At 58.2% G+C, this 22531-nt stretch carries 17 protein-coding genes and 2 riboswitches; of the genes, 12 read left to right on the plus strand and 5 right to left on the minus strand.

Features of this window, described 5'->3' with window-relative positions; all coding sequences use genetic code 11:
• Nucleotides 1-478 precede the first annotated feature (478 nt).
• Nucleotides 479-576: riboswitch (glycine riboswitch) on the plus strand.
• Between the two features lie 163 nt (nucleotides 577-739).
• The 4 genes from SIC19_RS10565 to nhaB all read left to right on the plus strand — a co-directional run bounded on the left by SIC19_RS10565 (nucleotide 740) and on the right by nhaB (nucleotide 6919).
• The gene (locus SIC19_RS10565; protein ID WP_036211690.1) at nucleotides 740-1984 is read left to right on the plus strand and encodes a D-amino acid dehydrogenase; all 1245 of its coding nucleotides are present in this window, start codon (nucleotides 740-742) and stop codon (nucleotides 1982-1984) included.
• Nucleotides 1984-2946 carry a helix-turn-helix domain-containing protein gene (locus SIC19_RS10570; protein WP_228712270.1) on the plus strand — a complete coding sequence of 321 codons (963 nt, stop codon included), beginning with the start codon at nucleotides 1984-1986 and terminating at the stop codon, nucleotides 2944-2946. Before SIC19_RS10565 ends, SIC19_RS10570 begins: the two co-directional genes overlap by 1 nt.
• 111 nt (nucleotides 2947-3057) lie before the next feature.
• Entirely contained in the window at nucleotides 3058-5160 is a 2103-nt protein-coding gene (locus tag SIC19_RS10575) for a TonB-dependent siderophore receptor (RefSeq protein WP_127401999.1), read from the plus strand.
• 253 nt (nucleotides 5161-5413) lie between these two features.
• Nucleotides 5414-6919 (plus strand): sodium/proton antiporter NhaB, encoded by a 1506-nt coding sequence (gene nhaB / locus SIC19_RS10580; RefSeq protein WP_036211681.1) that lies wholly within the window; start codon nucleotides 5414-5416, stop codon nucleotides 6917-6919.
• On the opposite strand, the gene SIC19_RS10585 is transcribed toward nhaB, so the two are convergent.
• Nucleotides 6906-7640, minus strand: a complete 735-nt coding sequence (locus SIC19_RS10585) for a DUF3047 domain-containing protein (protein WP_412535513.1) — start codon at nucleotides 7638-7640, stop codon at nucleotides 6906-6908. The genes nhaB and SIC19_RS10585 overlap by 14 nt on opposite strands.
• Nucleotides 7641-7765: 125 nt before the next feature.
• Nucleotides 7766-7960, plus strand: a riboswitch (cobalamin riboswitch).
• A gap of 109 nt (nucleotides 7961-8069) precedes the next feature.
• Between SIC19_RS10585 and SIC19_RS10590 the strand changes: the two genes are divergently transcribed.
• Complete coding sequence (locus SIC19_RS10590) at nucleotides 8070-10835, plus strand: ribonucleoside-diphosphate reductase subunit alpha (RefSeq protein WP_127401998.1); 2766 nt, start codon at nucleotides 8070-8072, stop codon at nucleotides 10833-10835.
• A 34-nt stretch (nucleotides 10836-10869) separates the two neighbouring features.
• A complete protein-coding gene (locus tag SIC19_RS10595; protein WP_075196426.1) occupies nucleotides 10870-11928 on the plus strand; it encodes a ribonucleotide-diphosphate reductase subunit beta in 1059 nt (352 codons plus the stop codon).
• 38 nt (nucleotides 11929-11966) lie between these two features.
• Here SIC19_RS10595 and SIC19_RS10600 read toward each other — a convergent pair whose 3' ends face one another.
• Both SIC19_RS10600 and SIC19_RS10605 read right to left on the minus strand, forming a co-directional pair.
• Nucleotides 11967-13634, minus strand: coding sequence for a GMC family oxidoreductase (locus SIC19_RS10600; protein ID WP_127401997.1), 1668 nt, complete (start codon nucleotides 13632-13634; stop codon nucleotides 11967-11969).
• 27 nt (nucleotides 13635-13661) lie between these two features.
• Nucleotides 13662-15173 carry a CoA-acylating methylmalonate-semialdehyde dehydrogenase gene (locus SIC19_RS10605; protein ID WP_127401996.1) on the minus strand — a complete coding sequence of 504 codons (1512 nt, stop codon included), beginning with the start codon at nucleotides 15171-15173 and terminating at the stop codon, nucleotides 13662-13664.
• Between the two features lie 188 nt (nucleotides 15174-15361).
• Here SIC19_RS10605 and SIC19_RS10610 point away from each other — a divergent pair, with 188 nt between their 5' ends.
• Entirely contained in the window at nucleotides 15362-16306 is a 945-nt protein-coding gene (locus tag SIC19_RS10610; RefSeq protein WP_051947094.1) for a LysR family transcriptional regulator, read from the plus strand.
• Here SIC19_RS10610 and SIC19_RS10615 read toward each other — a convergent pair.
• Nucleotides 16296-17198 (minus strand): LysR family transcriptional regulator, encoded by a 903-nt coding sequence (locus SIC19_RS10615; RefSeq protein ID WP_127401995.1) that lies wholly within the window; start codon nucleotides 17196-17198, stop codon nucleotides 16296-16298. The two genes, SIC19_RS10610 and SIC19_RS10615, sit on opposite strands and share 11 nt — an antisense overlap.
• Before the next feature lie 91 nt (nucleotides 17199-17289).
• On the opposite strand from SIC19_RS10615, the gene SIC19_RS10620 reads away from it, so the two are divergent.
• From SIC19_RS10620 to SIC19_RS10630, 3 genes are all read left to right on the plus strand, one after another.
• Entirely contained in the window at nucleotides 17290-18162 is an 873-nt protein-coding gene (locus tag SIC19_RS10620) for a sterol desaturase family protein (protein WP_085678273.1), read from the plus strand.
• 88 nt (nucleotides 18163-18250) lie between these two features.
• Nucleotides 18251-18763 (plus strand): hypothetical protein, encoded by a 513-nt coding sequence (locus SIC19_RS10625; protein WP_091644436.1) that lies wholly within the window; start codon nucleotides 18251-18253, stop codon nucleotides 18761-18763.
• 69 nt (nucleotides 18764-18832) lie between these two features.
• Entirely contained in the window at nucleotides 18833-19801 is a 969-nt protein-coding gene (locus tag SIC19_RS10630; RefSeq protein WP_036211659.1) for a surface lipoprotein assembly modifier, read from the plus strand.
• Nucleotides 19802-19811: 10 nt separating this feature from the next.
• Here the strand turns inward: SIC19_RS10630 and SIC19_RS10635 are convergent, their stop codons facing one another.
• Nucleotides 19812-21146, minus strand: a complete 1335-nt coding sequence (locus tag SIC19_RS10635) for a S8 family serine peptidase (RefSeq protein ID WP_169052495.1) — start codon at nucleotides 21144-21146, stop codon at nucleotides 19812-19814.
• Nucleotides 21147-21273: 127 nt separating this feature from the next.
• Between SIC19_RS10635 and SIC19_RS10640 the strand changes: the two genes are divergently transcribed.
• Together SIC19_RS10640 and SIC19_RS10645 are read left to right on the plus strand one after the other, a co-directional pair.
• Entirely contained in the window at nucleotides 21274-21765 is a 492-nt protein-coding gene (locus SIC19_RS10640) for an RNA polymerase sigma factor (RefSeq protein ID WP_041332886.1), read from the plus strand.
• Complete coding sequence (locus SIC19_RS10645) at nucleotides 21762-22487, plus strand: hypothetical protein (RefSeq protein WP_127401994.1); 726 nt, start codon at nucleotides 21762-21764, stop codon at nucleotides 22485-22487. Before SIC19_RS10640 ends, SIC19_RS10645 begins: the two co-directional genes overlap by 4 nt.
• The last annotated feature ends 44 nt before the right edge of the window (nucleotides 22488-22531 follow it).

Consider the following 22531-nt stretch of genomic DNA (forward strand, 5'->3'; position numbering starts at 1 on the left):
GCTGGCCCGTAAAAGCGGGCTTCTAAAGTACGAGCGTAAGTTGTAGTCTCTGTGGATGTTTAGCAAATGCATTCAATCACCTAACGAATATTTGTAATTCGTTCTGCACTTCCCTCAACACGCATGACTCACGACCCTAAAAGCGAGGCCTTCAGGCTCTGACCGGAATGCCTACTTTGCGACCATCTGAACCGTTTTCGAGCCCCATTGTGGGAAGCTTGAATCTTTTACTGGGAGCTTGCCACAAATAAGTTACCAACTTTATTACTATTGATGTGGGCGCTTTTCTCGGCGATCGCCTCAAAAGTTACCAACGTTATTTATTTCTAGCGATTAGGCGGTACCAAAAACCAGCGCTTCAAAAGGCAATTTGTTACCAACTTTATTATTATCCTACACTGCTGCCCGGAGTATGCTAATATTCTGCAGGGCGAGTTCAACTTTTGCGTCCCTGTTACGCTAGTATTCGTCGAACAATGAGGTGTCAGCGGGAGAGATCGAGTCGCAAACCATGCACTCGGCGCCGAAGGAGCAACTGCCCCGGAAACTCTCAGGCAAAAGGACCGCTGACATGAAGACTTTCCGAAGAGTTGCCAACGACTGCGTCCGTTGGCACACCGAAGGAGCAAGCGGCCGGTTCCGTTGGAACGGTGCGTGAATCTCTCAGGTCCAGTGACGGAAGGGGTGCTTTCTACCATGCTGTGGAGAAAGGAAACCCTGGACGCCCCTGGAGAGTATTATGAAGCGAGTTGCAGTTATTGGCGGTGGTATCACGGGTATCACCACCGCATACACCCTGGCCAAGCGCGGCCTGGATGTCACCGTTTACGAGAAACACCGTTATGCGGCGATGGAAACCTCTTTCGCCAATGGTGGCCAACTGTCCGCCTCCAACGCTGAGGTCTGGAACAACTGGCAGACCATCATCAAGGGCCTTAAGTGGATGTCCCGGAGGGATGCGCCGCTGCTGGTTAACCCCAAGCCTTCCTGGCACAAACTGAGCTGGTTCGCCGAGTTCATCGCCGCGATTCCCCAGTACGAACAGAACACCACGGAAACCGCACGCCTTGCGATTGCCGCCCGGGATCACCTGTTTGCCTGGGCGCAGAACGAAGGGATCGACTTTGATCTGAAGAAGCAGGGCATCCTCCATATCTACCGTGACAAGGCCGGGTTCGACCATGCGGCGAATGTTTCCAGGTTGCTGGCTGCCGGCGGCCTGGAACGTCGGGCGGTCACTCCCGAGGAAATGAGGGCTATTGAACCCACGCTGGCGGGGACCTATTACGGCGGTTTCTACACCGAAAGCGATTCAACCGGTGATATCCATAAGTTCACCAATGGCCTGGCGGAGGCCATTCTTCGCCTCGGCGTCAAAACCTGTTATGAGCACTCGGTGACGGAACTGAGTGCGGATCAATCCCACGCCTGGGTCACCTCGTTTGATGGTGAAGAGCAAACTCGTGACACCTTTGATGGTGTGGTGATCTGTGCGGGCGTGGGTAGCCGGGAACTGGCCGCCAAGCTGGGGGACCGAGTCAACATTTACCCGGTGAAGGGGTATTCCATCACCGTTGAGCTTGACGACCAAGCCTCCCAGGAAGCGGCACCGACGGTCAGTTTGCTGGACGATGCCACCAAGATAGTCACCAGCCGGCTGGGAGATGATCGGTTCCGGGTTGCGGGTACGGCGGAATTCAGCGGCTATAACCGTGATATCCGGGATGACCGGATCCGGCCGCTCACCCGATGGGTCGAGCAGTGTTTCCCTGGGGTTTGCACCCGCCGCGTCGTACCCTGGGCAGGGCTGCGCCCCATGCTGCCCAATATGATGCCGCGAGTCGGTCCGGGCCGGTTGCCCACCGTGTTCTATAACACGGGTCACGGTCATCTGGGCTGGACCCTGTCTGCAATCACTGCCGAGATGGTGGCGGATGCCGTTGCGCCCGCGGTGTCAGGCACAACAGCGAGTACAGCCGGCTAGTGTTGGGAGATCGTGCCGAACTAACGTCGTTCGGCAGGCAGGATTTCCTGGCTTTTGGCCGCGAGTACGGAATCAGCTACCGCTTCCCCTGCGTCGACGGCCATGACGCCCCCGATGACGATTCAACCATCGCCCGGGGGTGGATTGATGAAACCCCGCTACCGTCGGGGTTTCGCTTCACTCATTCCGACCTGACGATCTCCCAGAGCTATGAATCGGTGTCGCTGGGCCATGCGCCCCTGTTGATGGTGATCGTGCTCGAAGGGCACATTCGCCTGTCGGTTGGTGCGGTCGAGCGGGAGCTTGGGAGTGGCATGGCTGCCAGCCTGCAATTACGACCGGAATATGCACTGGCAGCCTATCAGCCTGCTGGTCAACGTTTGAAAACCATTGTGTTGGCTTTTGATCCCGGTGGCCCGTTGCCGGCGCAGACCGAACAGGGGTCTCTGCGAGCCCTGCTCAGGGGGGTGCAGGACCCAGTGGTGCTGTGGGACGTTCCACCAGTTCTCATGACGGCTCTTGAGCAACCCCTTGGCGTCGGGCTGCCTGAGCTTCAGAAAACACTGGTGCTGGAAGGTCTGGCTCTGCAGTTGGTGGGTTATGGTCTTCCGGAGCAGGTGCCAGCGATTGAACGGAAAAGTCGCGCGTCCACCCAGGAACACCAGCGCCTGGAGGCCATTCGTCAGCTGATGGAATTCGCCCCGACGGACAATTACTCCCTGACGGATCTCGCCAGCCGTGCCGCAATGAGTCCCAGCAGTTTGCGTAGTAAATTCCGTGCGACCTACGGATTGTCGGTGTTCGGGTATCTGCGGAAGTGCCGGTTGAACCTGGCCTGGCATTACCTGGAGCAGGGATACTCTGTTCAGCAGGCTGCCCACCGGTCCGGCTATCGACATGCCACTAACTTTGCGACCGCGTTCCGGCGCCAGTTCGGTGTTTCTCCCAAAACCGTCGTTTGAATCACGGTATTTATCATTCCGCATATAAATTCTGTCACTTGGCATATCTAATGCTGGATCTAAAAGCGAATAATTCGCATTAAATTATCGTTAGACCCAAGTGAGGTTTTCATGTTCCGACATTCCCGTTTGTCATTTGCGGTTGCCATGGCCCTTGTCGGTGTCACCGGCGCGCCATTAGCCGTTGCCCAGGAACAGGGCGAACCGAAAATGCTGGATGCGCTAAACGTAACAGCGACCCGCAGCGCCACGAAAACCGATACCCCGGTGATTGAAACCCCGCAATCAGTATCTGTTGTCAGCCGCGAAGACTGGGAAGAAAAAGGCGCCCGTACGGTGCAGCGCGCCGCCAGCTATACCCCGGGTGTGGGTACGAACCAGGTGGGGTCTTCCAACCGCTACGATTATCTGATTCTCCGCGGTTTTTCCGATGGCAGTATCAACAACACCTATCTGGATGGCCTGCGGGTGATGAACGACGGTGGCTCCTACAGCTCCTTTGCCATTGATCCCTGGTTTCTTGAGCGTATTGAGATTGTTAAAGGCCCGACCTCCGTTCTCTACGGCCAGGGCTCCCCTGGTGGGATTGTTGCCCTGACCAGCAAGCGTCCGGAGTTCCGGGATGGGGGTGAAATCCGTGTCTCGCTCGGCAACAACGCCCAGCGCAGCTTTGCCTTTGATGTCACCGGTCCGGTGGATGATGAGCAACGGGTTGCCTATCGCGTGACCGGCATTGCTTCCGCTGCTGACGCGCAACAGGACCACGTGGAACTGGACCGTCGCGCCATTGCCCCGTCGCTGACCTGGGACATGACCGACGAGACCAGCGTGACTCTGCTGGCCTACCTTCAACGTGATCCGGAAGGTGGCTACCACAGCGGTTTGCCGTACGAGGGCACGGTGGAGTCCCGCGACGGCCAGAAAATCGACAACACCTTTTTTGAGGGCGAACCGGACTACGACCTTTTCCGGCGCGACATGACCATGGTGGGATACGATCTGGAGCATCGAATCAATCGTAACTGGTCCGCCTTGCAGAAAGCCCGTTACCTGGATTCGGACGTTGAGTTGAAACAGGTTTATGCCTACGGCTGGGCCTCGGCCACTGAGCTTAACCGCTACTACTCCGGTGGCGATGAGGATCTGCAGGCACTCACCGTTGATAACCAGATTCAGGGGGAATTGACGACTGGCGCGGTGGATCACACCGTATTGGTGGGGGTGGACTATCAGCAGCGTGAGAACGACGTGGTCTGGCCGTCGGGCGCCTTTCCGGCCATCGATGCCTTCAATCCTGAGTACGGGGCCGATCCCTCTGCCCTATACCCCCCGCAACGCAATCTCCGTAAGCAGAAACAGACCGGGGTCTATCTGCAGGACCAGCTGGCCACCGGTGGCTGGCGGTTGACGTTGGGTGGCCGTTACGACTGGGTGGAGATCGAGAACACCAATCGTGACACCGGTGTAGTGACAGAGCTGGACGAAACCCAGTTCAGTGGCCGTGCCGGGCTGCTCTACCTGTTCGACAACGGCATTGCACCCTACGTGTCCCACTCCACGTCGTTTTCGCCCAGCGCCTATACCGACGAGAACGGCGACCTGCTGGCCCCGAGTGAAGGCAAGCAGATAGAAACCGGGCTTAGGTACCAGCCGGTGGGAACCACGGACCTGTATACGCTCTCTCTGTTCCGCATCAACCAGGAGAATCTGGCCACCAAGCAGCCACAGGAGTCCTTCTACCGCAGTATTGGTGAGATTGAGTCCCAGGGTGTGGAGCTGGAAGCCAAGGCGCAGCTGACGGAGAACCTGAATGTCCAGGCCGGATATGCGTTCACGGACGTCACCTTTGAGAAGTCCGAGGCCTATCGCGAGGGCAATGCCGCCAGCCAGGTGCCGGAACACCAGCTGACCCTGTGGGCCGGTTACCGGTTCACGCAGGGAGTCCTTAATGGGGCAAACGCGGGATTGGGTGTCCGTCACAACGCAGACATCTACGCCGATGATGCCAACACCAAAAAGGTGCCGGACTACACCCTGGTGGATCTGGCACTGGGCTACGATTTCAGCAAGCTCGGCCTGGAAGGCGTTTCTACCCGGCTGAACGTGAACAATCTGCTGGACAAGGAATACGTGGCGTCCTGCTACAACAGTCTGGACTTCTGTTACTTCGGGGCAGAACGTAACGTTACGGCGTCGGTTTCTTACCGGTTCTGACACGTAAGCGGGAAGTGATAACGGTCATAATAAACCCTGAGTGCTGAAAACAGAGTCGATTCTGGCTCTGTTTTTAAGTAATATTACGAAACTCTTTTGAGTGGTCGTCCGGCCACTCTTCCTTGTTTCATGTAAGACCAAATAGGCACTCACCCTGTACCTTTGGGGGATTACCGGTTACACAAATATCAAGGAAGATGCGGGCCTTCTGCCACACAATTCCAACAAACCGTTTACTCAGAAGATTCCCGCAATGCCCACAACCGTTCTCTCCGGCTTTACCCACAACTTCCTGGGTAATGCACCCGCCTGGTACAAACAGGTCATTCTTCTATTCCTGATTGCCAACCCCCTGATTGTCTGGACCCTTGGCCCGGCCGTGGCCGGTTGGGCGTTGGTGGGGGAGTTTATTTTTACTCTGGCCATGGCGCTGAAGTGTTATCCACTGTTACCGGGCGGGTTGCTGGCGATTGAAGCCCTGTTAGTGGGTATGACGTCAGCGGATGCGGTGTACCACGAGGTGTTGGTGAACTTCCCGGTCATCCTGCTGCTGATGTTCATGGTGGCTGGCATCTACTTTATGAAAGAGCTGCTGCTGGTGACGTTTACCCAGATCCTGGTGGGTGTGCGGTCAAAGTCCGCGTTGTCACTGCTGTTCTGTGCTGCTGCGGCCGTTCTATCCGCGTTCCTGGACGCGCTTACCGTCACCGCAGTCATCATCAGTGTCGCTGTCGGTTTTTACTCGGTGTACCACAAGGTAGCTTCCGGCAAGGGTTATCATCACTCCGATCATAATGCCAACAGCGATGAACACGTGATTGAGTTGCACCGGGAAGACCTGGACAAGTTCCGGGCCTTTCTGCGTAGCCTGCTGATGCACGGCGCCATTGGTACGGCCTTGGGGGGAGTCTCCACTATGGTGGGCGAACCCCAGAACCTGCTGATCGCCAAGGTAGTAGGGTGGGACTTTGTCAGTTTCTTCCTGCGCATGGCGCCGGTGAGCCTGCCGGTGCTGGTGGCCGGCCTGACCACCTGCTGGCTGCTGGAAAAGCTGCGCTGGTTTGGGTATGGCGCCCGGTTGCCCAAGCCTGTCCGCCAGGTACTGGAAGAGTTTGCTGACAACGAGCGCACCAAGCGCACGAAAGCCGATCAGGCTGCCCTGTGGGTACAGGCAATGGCGGCCCTGGTGCTGGTTGTTGGGCTGGCGTTTCACCTGGCAGAGGTGGGGTTGATTGGCCTTCTGGTGATTATCCTGATCACCTCGTTCACTGGCGTTACTGACGAGCACCAGATCGGTAAGGCCTTCCAGGAATCGCTGCCATTTACCTCGCTGTTGGTGGTGTTTTTCGCTATCGTCGCGGTGATTCACGAGCAACACCTGTTCAAGCCGATCATCGATTTTGTGCTCAGCCTGCCTCAGGACCAGCAGCCGGGCATGTTCTTTATTGCCAACGGGTTGTTGTCGATGATCAGCGACAATGTGTTCGTAGCCACCGTTTACATCAGTGAAATCAAACAGGCGCTGGACGCCGGCAGTATCGACTACGAGCATTTCCAGGAGTTGGCCATCGCCATTAACACCGGCACCAACCTGCCCAGTGTGGCTACCCCCAATGGCCAGGCAGCGTTTCTGTTCCTGCTGACGTCTGCAATCGCTCCGCTGGTGCGATTGTCCTACGGGCGGATGGTTGTGATGGCGTTTCCCTATACCATCGTGATGGGCGCGGTAGGTCTGTTTTGCGTCATCAATCTGGTTTGACCAAGCTGACATCGCCATACCAGGCGGTGGCAGATGCTCCGGTGTTGTCGGAATCCGACATGATGGCGACGCCCACCAGCTTCGGCGGCTCTCGGCCAAAGGCCTTGCGGTAGTCCGCAACGATATCCCGCTCCACCGTGACCCATTCGCCTGTGTTCGTCGTCCCGGAGTTCACCGCTACCATCATCGTGGTATCGGTGAACGGGTTGGCAATGATTTCGCCAACCGGCAGCCGGTTGGCCCAGATGTAGTTCAGCGCATTGCCCGGCAGTTCCTCCCCGAACACCACTTCCACGGTCTTGCGTTTGGCGCGCTCGAAAAAGCCGGCTTCGTCCGGCTCGAACTCAAAGGCCACGTAGATTCGCGCAGGGTAGTCATCGCCCTCCTTTTTACGGGCGTTTCCCTGCTGATAAACGTTCGACACTTTCCACCGCCAGCGCAGGATCAGTGAATCCCCGGGTTCGACGGACACCCTGGCTATCAGCCCGGAGGCGCTGTTGTCCGTGGTGGCCTTGACCACCTGCTCGCCGTTGTCGTCCGTCAACTGATAGCGACTGTGGCGGTCTATCTTCGGAAACTCCATCGGTTCCCAGCCATCTTCCAGGGACGTTATGGTCGAAAACGCGGTGATCAGCGAGTTTTCCGTGCTGTCAGCCTGGGCCGAAGCGGCCATCAACGAAAGGGCGAGGGCGGCCGTCAGGTATCTCGGTAGCGGTGTCATGGGATGCTCCTATGGGTTCGTTTACTGACCGGTAACCGTCGAAAAAGTGCCTTGTTGCGATTTACCTTAGTCTATATAGTGTTTATATCCTTGGCTTAGTACCAGATATAGTGATCAAAGGCTGATCAATCACAGATCGCCCTCATCACGATGATCGTGGTACCGGGAATCCGGTGAGACTCCGGAACTGACGCGCAGCGGTATTGGGGAACGAGCGTGGCATAAAGACACTGGCGAATGCCGGGAAGTCGCCACGCAAGGCCGAGCCAACAGGTTCACGCCCCTGAGTCCGAAGACCTGCCAGGGAATACAACTGCACCTTCGCGTATCAAGGTGAGCAGATCGGTTTTGCGTTGTCTCTGTTCAGAGCAATGCTCGCCCCTGCGTACGCGAAGGTCTTGGCATAAACGCGTACTCAGGAGAACCGACATGTCCACTGCTACCCTGGCCGAGCCCGGCCAATCTGCCTCAACCAGCACTGCCTCCCTACAGGTTATTAAACGTAATGGCGCCCTGGTTGGATTCGACGCCAGCAAAATCAGTGTTGCTGTGACCAAAGCGTTTCTTGCCGTCGAAGGCGATGAAGCAGCAGGCTCGGCTCGCATTCACGATTCCGTGGAGCAGGTTACCCATCAGGTCATGCAGGCCATCAGCCGACGCTTGAAAGCTGGCGGCAAGGTGCACATTGAAGATATCCAGGACCAGGTGGAACTGGCGCTGATGCGGGCGGAGGAGCAGAAAGTGGCCCGCGCCTATGTACTCTACCGGGAGGCTCATGCCCAGGAGCGGGCCAGCCTGGCGCCGGTGGAGGCCCATCCCACGCTCACGGTGAAAAAAGCCAACGGTGAGGCCGCGCCGCTGGATCTGGGGCTGATGAAAGTCCAGGTGGAGCGTGCCAGCCAGGGATTGGAGGGCATCGATGGCGAATCCCTGGTGGAAGGGGCGCTGCGGAACCTGTACGACGGTATCGCTGAGGAGGAGGTGCTGTCTGCGCTGATCATGACCGCCCGCGGCCGCATCGAGCAGGAACCGGACTACAGTGCCGTAACCGCTCGTCTGCTGCTGGAACAACTCAGGCTGGAAACCGCAGCCGCCTTGAGCCTGCCCCTAAGTTTGCCGCTGGCGGAAATATACCCGCAGGCCCTGAGCACCTTCATTGAGCAGGGTATCCACTACGAGCTGCTGGACGACGCCATGGCGGCGTTCGACCTGGAACGCCTGGGTGCTGCCCTCAAGCCGGAGCGGGACCACCAGTTTGGGTTCCTCGGCCTGCAGACTCTCTACGACCGCTATTTCCTCAACTGGAAAGGTGACCGGCTGGAGTTGCCCCAGGTCTTCTTCATGCGCGTGTCCATGGGTCTGGCGTTGCAGGAAGACGACCCCAATGCCCGGGCCATTGAGTTCTACGACCTGTTGTCATCCTTCGACTACATGGCCTCCACGCCAACCCTGTTCAACAGTGGTACCCGACATTCCCAGCTTTCATCCTGCTACCTCACCACCGTTCAGGATGATCTGGAGGGTATCTATGGTGCCATCCGTGACAACGCCATGCTGTCCAAGTGGGCCGGCGGCCTGGGTAACGACTGGACGCCAGTCAGGGCTTTGGGCTCCCACATCAAGGGTACCAACGGCAGCAGCCAGGGTGTGGTGCCATTCCTGAAAGTGGTGAACGACACGGCGGTGGCGGTGAATCAGGGCGGCAAGCGCAAGGGCGCCGTGTGCGCTTACCTGGAAAGCTGGCACCTGGATATTGAGGAGTTCCTGGAGCTACGCAAGAACACCGGCGATGAGCGTCGTCGTACCCACGACATGAACACCGCCAACTGGGTACCGGACCTGCTGATCGAGCGCATGCGCAGTGATCAGGACTGGACCCTGTTCTCGCCAAACGACACTCCGGACTTGCATGACCTCTATGGCAACGCATTCCGGGCGCGGTACCAGGAATACGAAGCTATGGCGGCCAGGGGCGAGATCACTCTGTTCAATACGGTGTCCGCCAAACAGCTCTGGCGCAAGATGCTGACCGTGCTGTTCGAGACCGGTCATCCGTGGATCACCTTCAAGGACCCCTGCAACCTGCGCTCACCGCAGCAGCATCGGGGCGTGGTGCACAGCTCCAACCTGTGTACCGAGATCACCCTGAACACCAGTGCGGATGAGATCGCCGTGTGCAACCTGGGGTCCATCAACCTGGCGGCCCATGTCCACAACGGTGAGCTGGATGTCCAGCGCCTAGAACGCACGGTCAATACTGCGGTCCGCATGCTCGATAACGTGGTCGACATCAATTACTACGCAGTGCCCCAGGCGAAGAGTTCCAATTTCAAGCATCGGCCCGTTGGTCTCGGCCTGATGGGCTTTCAGGATGCGTTGTATCGACTCAATCTGCCCTACACCAGCGCGGAAGCGGTGGAGTTTGCCGATGTGGCGATGGAGCAGATCAGTTATTTCGCGATCCGGGCCTCGGCTGCGCTGGCCGGTGAACGCGGTGCCTACGAGACCTATGAAGGCTCATTGTGGCATCAGGGTATTCTGCCCATTGACTCCATCAACCTGTTGAAAGAGGCCCGTCAGGACGGTGACCTGAGCCTGAATACCAGCAGCCGCCTGGACTGGACGGCGGTGCGGGAACTCATCGCCCGCAATGGCATGCGTAACAGCAATGTGATGGCCATTGCGCCAACGGCGACCATCTCCAACATCGTCGGTGTCTCCCAATCCATCGAACCGGCGTACCAGAACCTGTTCGTGAAATCGAATCTCTCCGGCGAGTTCACGGTGGTTAATCCATCTCTGGTTCGTGATCTGAAAGCTGAGGGTCTGTGGGACAACGTGATGGTGAACGATCTCAAGTACTTCGATGGCAGCGTGCAGCAGATTGATCGTATTCCCGCGGAACTGAAGGCCCGCTACGCCACCGCCTTTGAGATCGATGCCCGCTGGCTGGTGGAGGCGGCGGCCAGGCGCCAGAAATGGCTGGACCAGGCCCAGAGCCTGAACCTTTACATGGCGGAACCCAGCGGCAAAAAGCTGGATGAGTTGTACCAGTTGGCCTGGGAACGGGGACTGAAAACCACCTATTACCTGCGCTCGCTCGGGGCCACGGGTGCCGAGAAAACCGCGCCGGTAGCAGCACCGCAACCACAGGTATGCAGCATTGATGAGCCGGACTGCGAAGCCTGCCAGTAAACCCGACCGCCACCAAGATTCTAGAGGTTAAAAGATGCTCAACTGGGACGACGAACCAAACACCCAAACCCGCCCGGCTACCCAGGAGGGTCCGGCCCCGGTCAATGTCGATGACAAGCGCGTTATCAACGGCGAAACCGACATCAATCAGCTGGCACCCTTCAAGTACCCCTGGGCCTGGGAATACTTCATGAATGCCAACAAGAACCACTGGACGCCGCTGGACGTGAACATGGCTCAGGACGTTCACGACTACCACCACCGCCTGTCCGCGCCGGAAAAGCACGTGTATGAGAACGTGCTGGCCTACCTCACCACCTCCGACATCCTGGCGATGCGCAACATCGGCCTGGCGGTGATGGAGAAGATGAGCGCCCCGGAATTGCAGATTTACCAAGCGCGGCAGGTGTACGAGGAAGCCATGCACACCTGGGCCTACCAGCACTGCATTGAAACCCTCAACCTGGACCAGAGCGAGATCTACAATCGCTATCGGGTGGTCCCCGCGATCAACGGCAAGATCCAGATGGCCAACCGCCGGCTGGATGCCGCCATGCGCTCTGATATGAACCTGCGCAACAAGGACGACCTGCAGGAGTTCATTATGTCCTACCTGTTCTTCGCAGCGGTCTTTGAGGGTGCCTGGTTCTACAACGGTTTCAGCCCCATCTTCGCCCTGCAGCGCCGGGGCCTGATGCGGGGCACCGGTGAGCAACTGCAGTACATCCTGCGGGACGAAGCCATGCACTTCTCGTTCGGGCTGAAAGTGGTGAACCAGATCCTGGAAGAGGAAAACATCACGCTGGACCCCAAAGCCGTGCGCGATATGTGGGACGAGTCCGAAGCCGCTGAAACCGCCTACGCCAACTACATCCTGCGGGACCCGATCCTGGGCTATTCCGCCGAGTACCACAGCGAGCAGTTCCGTTTTGTGGCCAATCGCCGGGCCAGAACCGTTGGCCTGGACGAACCGTTCCCGGGAGCAAAGAACGTCTCACCCTGGCTGGATGAGCAGGCCACCCTGCGTAAGGAGAAAAACTTCTTTGAAACCCGGGTCATCGAGTATCAGACCGGCGCGCAGTTGGAGTGGTAGCAACGTACTGACCTTCAGTCCGGCGGGCTGGCCGGCACTTACGTGCCGTTCAGAATCCAGCCTGCCGCCTTCTCCGCAATCATCAGTGTGGGGGAGTTGGTATTACCGCTGGTGATGGTCGGCATGACACCGGCATCCACCACGCGCAGGCCGGCGACGCCACGAACTCTGAGGTGAGGGTCGACGACTGCCATGTCGTCGTCTGCCCGCCCCATGCGGGTGGTTCCCACCGGGTGAAAAATCGTGGTGCCAATGTCTCCCGCCAGCCTGGTAAGTTCCTCATCGGTCTGGTACTGAAGGCCCGGCTTGAACTCTTCCGGCTCATACTTGGCCAATGCCTGTTGTTCTGCAATTCGGCGCGTTACCCGAAGGGAATCCGCTGCGACCTTGCGGTCTTCCTCGGTGTTCAGGTAATTGGGGGCAATGGCGGGCTTGATTCTGGAGTCCCGGCTACGAATGCGCACGCTACCGCGGCTCGTCGGGTTGAGGTTACAGACGCTGGCGGTAATGGCTGGAAAGTCATGCAAAGGCTGGCCAAATGCCTCCAGACTCAATGGCTGAACGTGGTACTGGATGTTGGCGTACTCATATTCTTCGGAACTGCGGGTAAACAGACAGAGTTGGGAGGGGGCCATGCTCATGGGGCCAGAGCGGGTAAGCAGATATTCCAGCCCAATTCGTGCCTTGCCAATCAGTGAGTTGGCCATGGTGTTCAGGGTCTTCGCGCCCCGAACCTTGTAGACCGATCGAATTTGAAGGTGATCCTGAAGATTCTCGCCGACGCCGGGTAAGTCGGCAACAACCGGGATATCGTGCTCCCGAAGCAGATCCGCCGGGCCAATGCCCGACAGCTGCAGCAACTGGGGGGATCCGATAGCGCCGGCTGAGAGGATGACTTCGCGGCGTGCGTGGGCGGTGATTTCTCCCTCTCCCGGTCGTTCAACACGCACGCCGGTGCATCGGGGCATTTCACCGGCCGCCATGTCCAGCGCCATGACATGGGTGGAATGCCACAGTGTCAGGTTAGGGCGCGTCTTGGCCGGCCGCAGGAACGCCTTCGAGGTGCTCCAGCGCCAGCCGGAGCGCTGATTGACTTCGAAGTAGTCAACGCCTTCGTTGTCGCCGCGGTTGAAGTCCCGGGTCCGGGGAATGCCAGCCTGAACGCAGGCGCTGGCAAAATCCTCCAGAACGGTCCATTTCAGCCGCTGATGCTCGATCCGCCACTCACCGCCGTGGCCGTGGTAATTCCCGTGTTCCGGATCGGCGTCGCCTTCTTCGTCCAACCGGTAGTGATCTTCATGACGCATAAAGTCGGGCAGGCAGTTATCCCATGACCACGCCTGCTCTCCGGTAACATTGGCCCAGTGGTTGTAATCCCGGGCCTGGCCACGAATGTAGAGCATGCCATTGATGCTGGAGCAGCCACCCAGGGTTTTCCCCCTGGGGTAGATCAGTGATCGACCATTCAGGCCGGGGTCCGGCTCGGTGCGAAAGCGCCAGTCCGTGCGCGGATTGTCGATGCAATAAAGGTAGCCCACTGGAATATGGATCCAGTGGTAATTGTCACGACCGCCCGCCTCGATCAGCAGCACCCGGTTGGCCGGGTCGGCACTCAGACGGTTAGCCAGCAGGCAGCCGGCAGAGCCGGCCCCGACGACGATGTAATCAAACTCGTGCTGCCCGTGTGCATTGTTGTTATTGGACATGGTCTGTCTCCAGGACTGGTTTGCGTGTTACTTGGCGGTTGGCATCACAAACTCGGCACCGGCATCGATGGAGTCTGACCAGCGCTGCATAATGGATTTCTGCCGAGTATAGAATTTAACGCCCTCTTCACCGTAGGCATGGGTGTCGCCAAACATTGAGCGTTTCCAGCCACCGAATCCGTGCCAGGCCATGGGAACCGGAATGGGCACGTTGATACCGACCATGCCAATCTGAATGCGACGGCCAAATTCACGGGCGACGCTGCCGCTCTCGGTGAAACAGCTGACACCGTTGCCGAATTCATGATCATTGATCAGACGGATGGCGGTCGCAACATCGGGAACCCGCACACAGGCCAGCACTGGTCCGAAGATCTCTTCCCGGTAAATCGTCATCTCCGGAGTCACATGATCAAACAGCGTACCACCCATCCAGAAACCTTCGCCGCAGCCTTCGCCCGTTGACGCTGCATCGAAGTCGCGGCCGTCGACCACCAGTTCAGCGCCTTCAGCCACACCTTTATCAATATAACCGGTAATGCGCTGGTGAGCGCCGGCACTGACAATCGGACCCATTTCGGCGTCCAGTTCCATGCCGTTCCTGATCTTCAGGCTGCGCGCCTTCTCTGCCAGCCTGGGAATCAGTTTGTCAGCAACATCACCGACCAGAACCGCCACGCTGATTGCCATGCAACGTTCGCCGGCACTTCCGTAACCAGCGCCAATGAGCGCATCCACGGCTTTGTCCAGATCGGCATCGGGCATAACCACCATGTGGTTCTTGGCGCCGCCGAGGGCCTGAATGCGCTTGCCGTGACGGGCGCCATTTTCATAGATCAGATTGGCAATCGGAGTGGAGCCGACAAAGCTCAGCGCCATAACGTCCGGGTGCTCAATGAGCGCTTCCACTGCACCCTTGTCACCCTGCACCACATTGAACACGCCGTCGGGCAGGCCAGCCTGTTTGAGCAGATCAGCGAGCATCAGAGACGCACTGGGGTCGATCGGGCTGGGCTTGAGCACAAAGGTATTGCCGGCAGCGATTGCCACCGGGAACATCCACATGGGCACCATTACCGGGAAGTTGAACGGCGTAATACCAGCGACCACGCCCAGGGGCTGGCGGGTCGTCCAGTTATCGATACCGGTACTGACCTGTTCGGTATAGTCGCCTTTAAGAAGCTGGGGAATACCGCAGGCGAACTCCACGATATCAATCCCCCGGGCAACTTCCCCCTGAGCGTCGGTAAAGACCTTGCCATGTTCGCGAGTAATCGCTTCGGCCAGTTCGTCTTTGTGCTCGTTAAGCAGTTGCAGAAACCTGAACATGACACGTGCGCGACGAATCGGCGGGGTGTCCGCCCAGCTTGGGAAGGCGGCAGACGCAGCGGCCACGGCCTGATCAACATCATCGCGGTTGGCAAGAGCGGTCTGGCCTGAGACCTTGCCGGTAGCGGGATTGAATACGTCCTGAGTTTGGCCGGAGCTGCCTTCTGAAATTCGCCCATTGATATAATGCTGGATCGTTGGATTGCTCATGGTTGTCTTTTCCTGTTTTTGATTCAGTTTGTTGTAAGTGTTCTGGAAGCCCTTAATCAGGGCATTCGTCGTTGTTGGCTAAGGATTGAACAGATAATTTACGATCGGTCAGGCATCGAAGCAATTGAGTTATTCTAAATCATGATATAAGTAATACTTATATTGGAGCTCAGGAGGGGGAGACGACTATGCAACACTTGCAGGGATTACGTGCCTTTGTGTCTGTGGCTCGTGAGGGGAGTGTTTCCAGGGCTGCCGAGCGACTGCATCTGACACAGCCGGCCGTGAGCCTGAAATTGAAACAGCTACAGGATGATCTTGGCCTCAGGCTTTTTCGGCGTAAGCCGCAGGGGTTGGTGCTGAGCGCTGATGGTCACAACCTGTTGCCGGTGGCAGAAAAGGCGTTGGCGGGAATAGCCGCATTTGAGCAAAGCGCCCAGGCATTGCACAGCACGGTTCGCGGACGCCTTAAGATAGGCACCATCGTGGATCCGGAATTTATCCGTCTGGGGTCGTTTCTACACCAATTGGTGGCTCGCGCGCCCCAACTTGAAACCGAGCTGCATCAGGGGATGAGTGGCCGGGTTCTGGAACAGGTCCGTAATGGCAGCCTGGACGTTGGTTTTTTTCTTGCCCCGCCAGGTCTGGGCGCTGGACAGTCATCGCCAGAGTTAATGTACAGAGAGCTGACCCGGTTTGACTATCACGTTATTGCACCGGCGGGATGGGCGTCACGGGTGGCGGACAGTCGCTGGTCGAGCCTCGCCGGGCTGCCCTGGATCGTGACGCCGCCGGATTCAGTGCACAATCGGTTATTGGCTGACGCAATGGAGCCTCACGGATTGGTTCCAAATGGCGTTGCACAGGTCGACCAGGAAGCCTGCATGCTGGACCTGGTCAGGGCGGGCGTCGGGCTCAGCCTGGCCCGGGATGCCCTGGCGATGGCAGAGCGACAGGAACGGGGGCTGGTCGTTGTGGAAGGCGTGCGTATCCCCTGTGCCCTGAGTTTTATCTGGCGCAAGGACCGGGAGGACGAGCTGGTGATTGCAGAGGCGCTGGAGGCTCTTGCCGGTGTGTGGTTGTTTGAGACTCTTGATGACATCGATCGTGAAAACCGGCCCATTAGCCCGTGACACTGTCCATCAGACGCTGGCGGAACCAAATATGGGCCGGGTCATTGTCCATCACCGGTGCCCACAGCAGGTAGACCGGCAACGAGGGTACCTCTACCGGAAACGGCAGGGTCTTCAGCCCGAATGCCCGGGCGTACTGCTGGGCCAGACGTTCGGGCACCGTGGCAATCATGTCGGAGCGGCTGCAGGTGGCCAGCATACTGGCGAACTGGGTGACCCGGGCCCCGGTTCGCCGCTGCCAACCCGGTTCGTTGAGGATCTGGTCCAGGGGCAAGCGCCGGTTCCGATCCGGCAGTACGACGTGTTCGGCGTCCAGAAACTGCTGTTTGCTGCAATCTCTCCGCAGGTCGGGGTGGTCCTGTCGTGCCACCACCGCAAGCCTCTCCGCGAGAAGTACTTGCCGCCGTAATCGATCGTTCTCTGTTGCAAAGGCATCCACGGCAAGATCCGCTTCGGCGGTATACAGCCTCTGGGGCATGTCATCGCCGGCCAGAGCGACCTCCACCACCACATTGGGCGCCTCGCTTCTCAGGCGTGTCAGTAACGTTGGTAACACCACCATTTCGAAATAGTCGTTGCTGAGCACGCGAAAGCGTCGCTGGCTGGTGCCGGGCACAAAGCGATTGGCCGGGTCCAGTGTGTCGCGCATGGCGCCGAGTTGCTGGCTGAGGCTTCTGTGCAGCTCACGGGCGCGGGGCGTCGGCACCATACCCTGATGGGTACGCACAAACAGTGGATCACCCAGGGTATGACGCAGGCGCTGCAATGCGGCACTGATGGCGGGCTGGCTCATGCCCAGGGTGTCTGCGGCACGGGAGAGTTGCCCGGCTTCCATAATGGCGTCGAACACCGGCAGCAGGTTGAGGTCGACGCTTCGTAAGTTCAGTTTCATGGATAATACTTATACCAAATATTGAATAGAAAGATATAGCTCTCCCCAGTAGCGTCAGAAGACGTACAAACCCTCGTCTCGGAGAACAATAATGGACGACCAAAAACTGACGATGCTGGTTACGGCTTTTATTGTGGTTACCGCCCTTTGGGAGGTAGTCAGCGGCCGTACCCGTGAAGGTCGCAAGAACACGCAGGACTGGCGCATGGCATTTCTTGCCACGTTCATGATGGTGGCGGTGCAAAGGCCGTTGGTGTTGCTGTTGCTGACGCTGGGTCTGTCAACGCTGATTCCTGGCAGCGCCGGTTCACTGGCCTGGCTCGAACAGGCGTATTTCTGGCCCACGTTGATCGTGTTTTTCTGCGTGGAAGAGTTTATCCACGGCAGTTTCCACCTGTTTGCCCACCGGCGCCGACCCAATAACCGTGTTCTGCAATGGGTTCAGGCGTTTTACAAGATGAGCCACCGCCCGCACCACATGTCGGGCGGCCAGGACAACAAGGGCCAATTGACGGTAACGCAGACCTTCGTCAATGGCTGGGCCTGGTGGCTGATCATGCCCAACTACACCTTCCAGTTGCTGTGTCTTTATCTGGGGCTGGTAGAGGTGTTCCTGATTGCCACCGCCTTCAAGGGACTATGGGCGGCCCATACTCATGTGAACTGGAATTATGACCTGTATTTCCACAACCACCGCTGGGCCTGGGTTCGCAAGACCATGTGGGCACTGGCGCATATTCTGGTCTTTCCCACTCAGCACCACCATCATCACGCCCGCGGGCCCAATTCAGCCAAGAATGTGACCTCCACACTGGCGATCTACGATTGGCTGGTGTTTGGCACCCTCGCCATTGAAACCAGCAAACCCAAGGTCTATGGCTGGCGCCAGAAAGACCACGAGGCAAACAGTGCATTGAAACGCTATTTCTGCTGGGATGTTCGACCTTACGTGCCAAAAACATAGGCGGTGAAATTTTTTTGGAATAAACGCAAGGCTCAGCCGTCTCCCTGATGAAAGCCACCCGAAACGGGTAAATCAGGAGGACGTAACCATGAAAAAGCATGTACTGACACTCGCAATCTGTTCCATTCTTTCCACCGGCGTTTTCGCCGCAGAAGGGTCTGGCGCGGCCAATGCAAACGCGCAGGCTGAAACCAACATGAGTGCGGAAGCCAGCACCCGCAACGGTGTTTCCGCGAATGGTGGTGCCTCTGCAAGCGCAGAGGGCAGTGTCAACGGCGAAGCCGCTCGAGACGAAGCTGCCGACCAACGCCAGGCGGCCAGTGAAGAAGCCCGCGGAAGGGCCGATCAGGCGGTCAGCGCTGGCGTTGAAACCGGCCAGAAGGTGCGAGCAACCGCCGATGCTACAGCGGACACGGCTCGCGATGAAGCTGGTGAGAAGCGCGAACAGGCGCAAGAGCGCATGAACGAGACCCGAAATGCTGAAATTCGCGCTGAAACCAATCAGCAGATCGGAACGTCTGTATCTGAGAGCGTCCGGAGTGAAGTGCAGAACACCGTCAAGGGGACCGTGAAAGGGTCCGGCAGTGGCGGCCTGCTATAACCACTCCTCCAGACTCGCCGGGCCATAGGGCCCGGCTTTCTTTTGGACGCCCAAGTGAAAGGAGCAGACATGCAGTTGATTCAACGTATTTTGACCTTGCCCCTGGCCATTGGCCTGGCGTCACCGGTATTAATGGTTCAGGCGCAGGAGAAAGCGTCAGCGAACGGATATCTTGAAGGCGGTTACGAGCACGACAGCAACGTGACCGTGGATGAACTGAACACGTCCGCCGATGAGAGCGATCAGGCCTGGGTTTTCGACGCCGGTCTGGAAGGCATCCTGAAACCCACCGAGCGGTTAAACGTGACGCTCGGCTATTCGCTCTCGGGCAGACGGTACCAGAACCTTGATGAATTCGATCAGGACATTCACCTGCTGTCGGCCGATGTCAGTTATGACTTCGACCCGGTCACCGTTGGCACCAGTTACTACTATTCCCACGCAACCCTGGGGTCAGACCCGTTCCTCGATTTCCGGCGTGCCAGTGTCTATCTGGGCAGCCTGCTCGCGGAGGACGTTTATCTGCGTGGCAGCCTGCAGGACAAGCGCAAGGAATTTGATGACAGTGATGCGCGGGATGCCGAGATAAAAGGCGCCAGTCTGGATGCGTTCTTCTTTTTCAACCAGGCCCAGAGCCACTTTCTACTCGGCCTTGACGGTGATCGCGAAGATGCGGAGGCGAAAGCCTACGACAATGACCTGCTTCGCGTTCGGGTAGCGTTGGTGCATCGGTTTATCCTGGCCGGCGAGGAAAACCGCCTGCGGTTTGGCTGGCGTTACGAGGACAGGGAGTATGAAGAGGTGACCGTCACCAGTACCAGCCCGGTTCTGACGGACCCTCTGACCGGTGACCTTACCGAACGCTCAAGCAATGAGCGGGCGGACAAAGCCCGTATTCTGGAGGCCAGCTGGCGGATTGGACTCAACGAGGTGTTTAGTGTTGAGCCCAGTGTTTCCTGGGGCCAGTACACCTCGAACGTGGATTCTGCGGATTACGACAAGACGGTGGCGGGGGTGACGCTCAGGGCGGATTTCTGAAACCCGACAGTCAGAAATCCAGAAAGCCGTGACCGAATTCGGTGTCTCGGCCAGGACGGCCAAGATCCTTCGCTGCATTGATCAGGGCACCAATGGCCTTGTCTTCCGAAAGTTCATTACGTTGGCAGGCCAGTGCAGCGGCAACCACCGGCGACGCCAGCGAGGTGCCGCTGTCTGCAACCATGCCGGCATCAGGGTGTGCTACCGGAACGGTGACGCCGTTGCTGGCAAACATCACCTGTTCACCCCGATTGGCCCAGCGGTAGAGCTTCCCGGAACTATCAGCCGCCGTCACACCGATCACTTCTGTGTAGGCGGCCGGATATAATGGCGGGGCAGAGGGCCCTTGATTGCCTACCGCCGCAACCATCAGCACGCCGCGCTCCCTGAGGCGGCTCACCGCCGCAGCGAGAAGCTGGTTGTCCGGGCCGGTCAGGCTGATGTTGATAACCGACAAATCCTGACCGGCCAGCCAGTTCAGGCCTTCCAGTAAATGACCAAGTGTGGCGCCTGAGAGGGTGCGATCCCGGTCATAGAACACCGAGGCATTGAAGATCGTAGCCTGCGGCAGCCGGGCAGGCCATTGCCCAGGCCGGTTGCCCACCAGCAGGCTGGCGACGGCCGTGCCGTGAATCATAGGCTCAGCGAGACTTCCTTCCATTTCCGCCAATGCCAGAAAACGCTCCTGCACAACCTGTGCACTTTCAAATACCCGATGGTCTGTGGCAATCGACGTATCCACCATTCCAACGCGAACCGGGGCGGTGCAGAGGCTACGCCACTGTGGCACTTTGGTCTCTGACAGGGGCTCTTTCGCACCCGTTTGCGGAGCATAGATATGGTTGCGGTCCAGCCGATCCGCGAGTTCTGGTAGGGCGTCCTGTAGGGCATTATGGGAATCCAGCTCGGCAGTAACCCGGAAGCGCACCACGGTCATTCCCAGGCCGGTCAGCTCTCGGCGTTCGAGAACTGTGATCTCCGGCTGGTCAAGGCGGGCGAGTTCCGCAGCGGTACCGGTCACCAGCCACTGACCTTCCACGGCACGGAAACCGTCGTCCAGTTGGATATCATTGAACGCTTTCTGTCCCTGACGCGTGAGAATGGAAAGGACTGACGGTAACGCTTCGAGCTGTTCCATGAGCTCTGTGGCCTGTGTGTTGATCTGCTTCTCAAGGCGACGGTCCATGGCCTGCTCCACCATGCGCTGTGTCTTCTGTTCAACCTGGCGGGTTATTGGATCTATCTGGCCGCTGGTTACGTCACCGACACCGATGGACAAGGCCGGTGCGGAAAGCGTGCAAAGAGCGATTGCAGGGAACAAGTGTCTCAAGAGAAAAGGTTTCATCGTGCCCGTCCGATTAAAGATGTGTGTCATACGATACAACGGCCCGGCGGAAAAAAAATTCCTTCGTTCATGGAATAAATCGGTTTCACGACCGTTTTACCGATAGCACCTTTGGAAATGGAAGGCTATGAAAGAGGAAATCACCGAACTATTACCAAGGCTCCGACGATTCGCCTACTCGTTGACCGGCTCCCTGTCAGACGCCGACGACCTGCTACAGAATACGGTGGAGCGTTTGTTGACCCGGGACATGCCGGACGACGCCGACCTTACCAAGTGGGCATTCCGGGTTTGCCGTAACGTCTGGATAGACGAGTGTCGCGCGCGTAAGGTTCGGCGGGACGCCGCGGAACATCCGGAGTTGACGGATGGCCAGGTGATCAATGGCGAGCACCAGACCACCAAAGAGATCGAATGGCACCGAGTGGACGCTGCGATGGCAAGATTGCCACAGGACCAACGCCAGATTATCTCCCTGGTGGCAATCCAGGGCATGCCCTACAAAATCGTGGCTGAGATTCTGGAAGTGCCCAAGGGTACGGTGATGAGCCGGCTGGCCCGAGCCAGGGCGGCATTGAGCGAGGCCCTGGCGCCTGTAACCATGAGGACCGATTCATGAAGATGACTGATGAAACCCTGTCGGCTTTCCTCGATAACGAACTGACCGACGCGGAGATGGAAGCGGTTCGGGACCAGATTGAGAAGGATCCAACGCTGGCAGATCGACTGGCCGAGATGGCGTCCGTGGATGCCGAACTACAGGCGCATTACGGCTCGATTGATAACCGTCCCATGCCGGCATCAATTACCCGAATGCTGGAGGAAAAGGCCTCCCGGAGTGCTGCGCCCGCGCAGGACAATGTGGTCACTTTTCCGTGGTGGCGCAGGCTGCCCGGCCACACGGGTAAAGCGATCGCCGCCGCTATCATCGCGGGGGTGGCGCTGACGCAATGGCTGACGGTAGCAACGGACGGCGATCCGATGTCGCCCGCGGTGGCGAACGTTCTGGATAGCCAGCCCAGTGGCGAAGTTTACCAGGTTAATGACCAGGCAAGCCTGACGCCGAGACTGACGTTCCAGAGCCAGGCCGGCCAATGGTGCCGTCAGTTCCGCCTGGAGACGCAAACGTCCGCGTCGGAGCAAATTGCCTGTCGCACTGGCGAGGGTTCCTGGGAACAGGTGGCCACTGCCGAAGCAGAGCCTTCCCTGGCACCTGATGTATACCAGACAGCGAGCGGTGGCAGTGTGCTTGACGAGGAACTGGACCGGATGATGGCCACGCCCCCCGTTGGGCCGAACCAGGAGCGTGCGTTGCTTGAACAGCAGTGGAGGCGTAATTAACAGTCCTGCGTCCCAGCGGTTTGCGGTTCCGGTGGATGGCAACA

This window comes from Marinobacter sp. MIT930201, from assembly GCF_047122665.1.
In the GTDB taxonomy this organism is placed as follows: domain Bacteria; phylum Pseudomonadota; class Gammaproteobacteria; order Pseudomonadales; family Oleiphilaceae; genus Marinobacter; species Marinobacter salarius.

Coding starts and splice junctions, on each gene's coding strand:
- SIC19_RS10620 (WP_085678273.1), top strand. CDS start 17,290: ATGGACGACCAAAAACTGACGATGCTGGTTACGGCTTTTATTGTGGTT.
- SIC19_RS10625 (WP_091644436.1), top strand. CDS start 18,251: ATGAAAAAGCATGTACTGACACTCGCAATCTGTTCCATTCTTTCCACC.
- nhaB (WP_036211681.1), top strand. CDS start 5,414: ATGCCCACAACCGTTCTCTCCGGCTTTACCCACAACTTCCTGGGTAAT.
- SIC19_RS10590 (WP_127401998.1), top strand. CDS start 8,070: ATGTCCACTGCTACCCTGGCCGAGCCCGGCCAATCTGCCTCAACCAGC.
- SIC19_RS10575 (WP_127401999.1), top strand. CDS start 3,058: ATGTTCCGACATTCCCGTTTGTCATTTGCGGTTGCCATGGCCCTTGTC.
- SIC19_RS10640 (WP_041332886.1), top strand. CDS start 21,274: ATGAAAGAGGAAATCACCGAACTATTACCAAGGCTCCGACGATTCGCC.
- SIC19_RS10635 (WP_169052495.1), bottom strand. CDS start 21,146: ATGAAACCTTTTCTCTTGAGACACTTGTTCCCTGCAATCGCTCTTTGC.
- SIC19_RS10645 (WP_127401994.1), top strand. CDS start 21,762: ATGAAGATGACTGATGAAACCCTGTCGGCTTTCCTCGATAACGAACTG.
- SIC19_RS10610 (WP_051947094.1), top strand. CDS start 15,362: ATGCAACACTTGCAGGGATTACGTGCCTTTGTGTCTGTGGCTCGTGAG.
- SIC19_RS10630 (WP_036211659.1), top strand. CDS start 18,833: ATGCAGTTGATTCAACGTATTTTGACCTTGCCCCTGGCCATTGGCCTG.
- SIC19_RS10615 (WP_127401995.1), bottom strand. CDS start 17,198: ATGAAACTGAACTTACGAAGCGTCGACCTCAACCTGCTGCCGGTGTTC.
- SIC19_RS10600 (WP_127401997.1), bottom strand. CDS start 13,634: ATGTCCAATAACAACAATGCACACGGGCAGCACGAGTTTGATTACATC.
- SIC19_RS10595 (WP_075196426.1), top strand. CDS start 10,870: ATGCTCAACTGGGACGACGAACCAAACACCCAAACCCGCCCGGCTACC.
- SIC19_RS10585 (WP_412535513.1), bottom strand. CDS start 7,640: ATGACACCGCTACCGAGATACCTGACGGCCGCCCTCGCCCTTTCGTTG.
- SIC19_RS10565 (WP_036211690.1), top strand. CDS start 740: ATGAAGCGAGTTGCAGTTATTGGCGGTGGTATCACGGGTATCACCACC.
- SIC19_RS10605 (WP_127401996.1), bottom strand. CDS start 15,173: ATGAGCAATCCAACGATCCAGCATTATATCAATGGGCGAATTTCAGAA.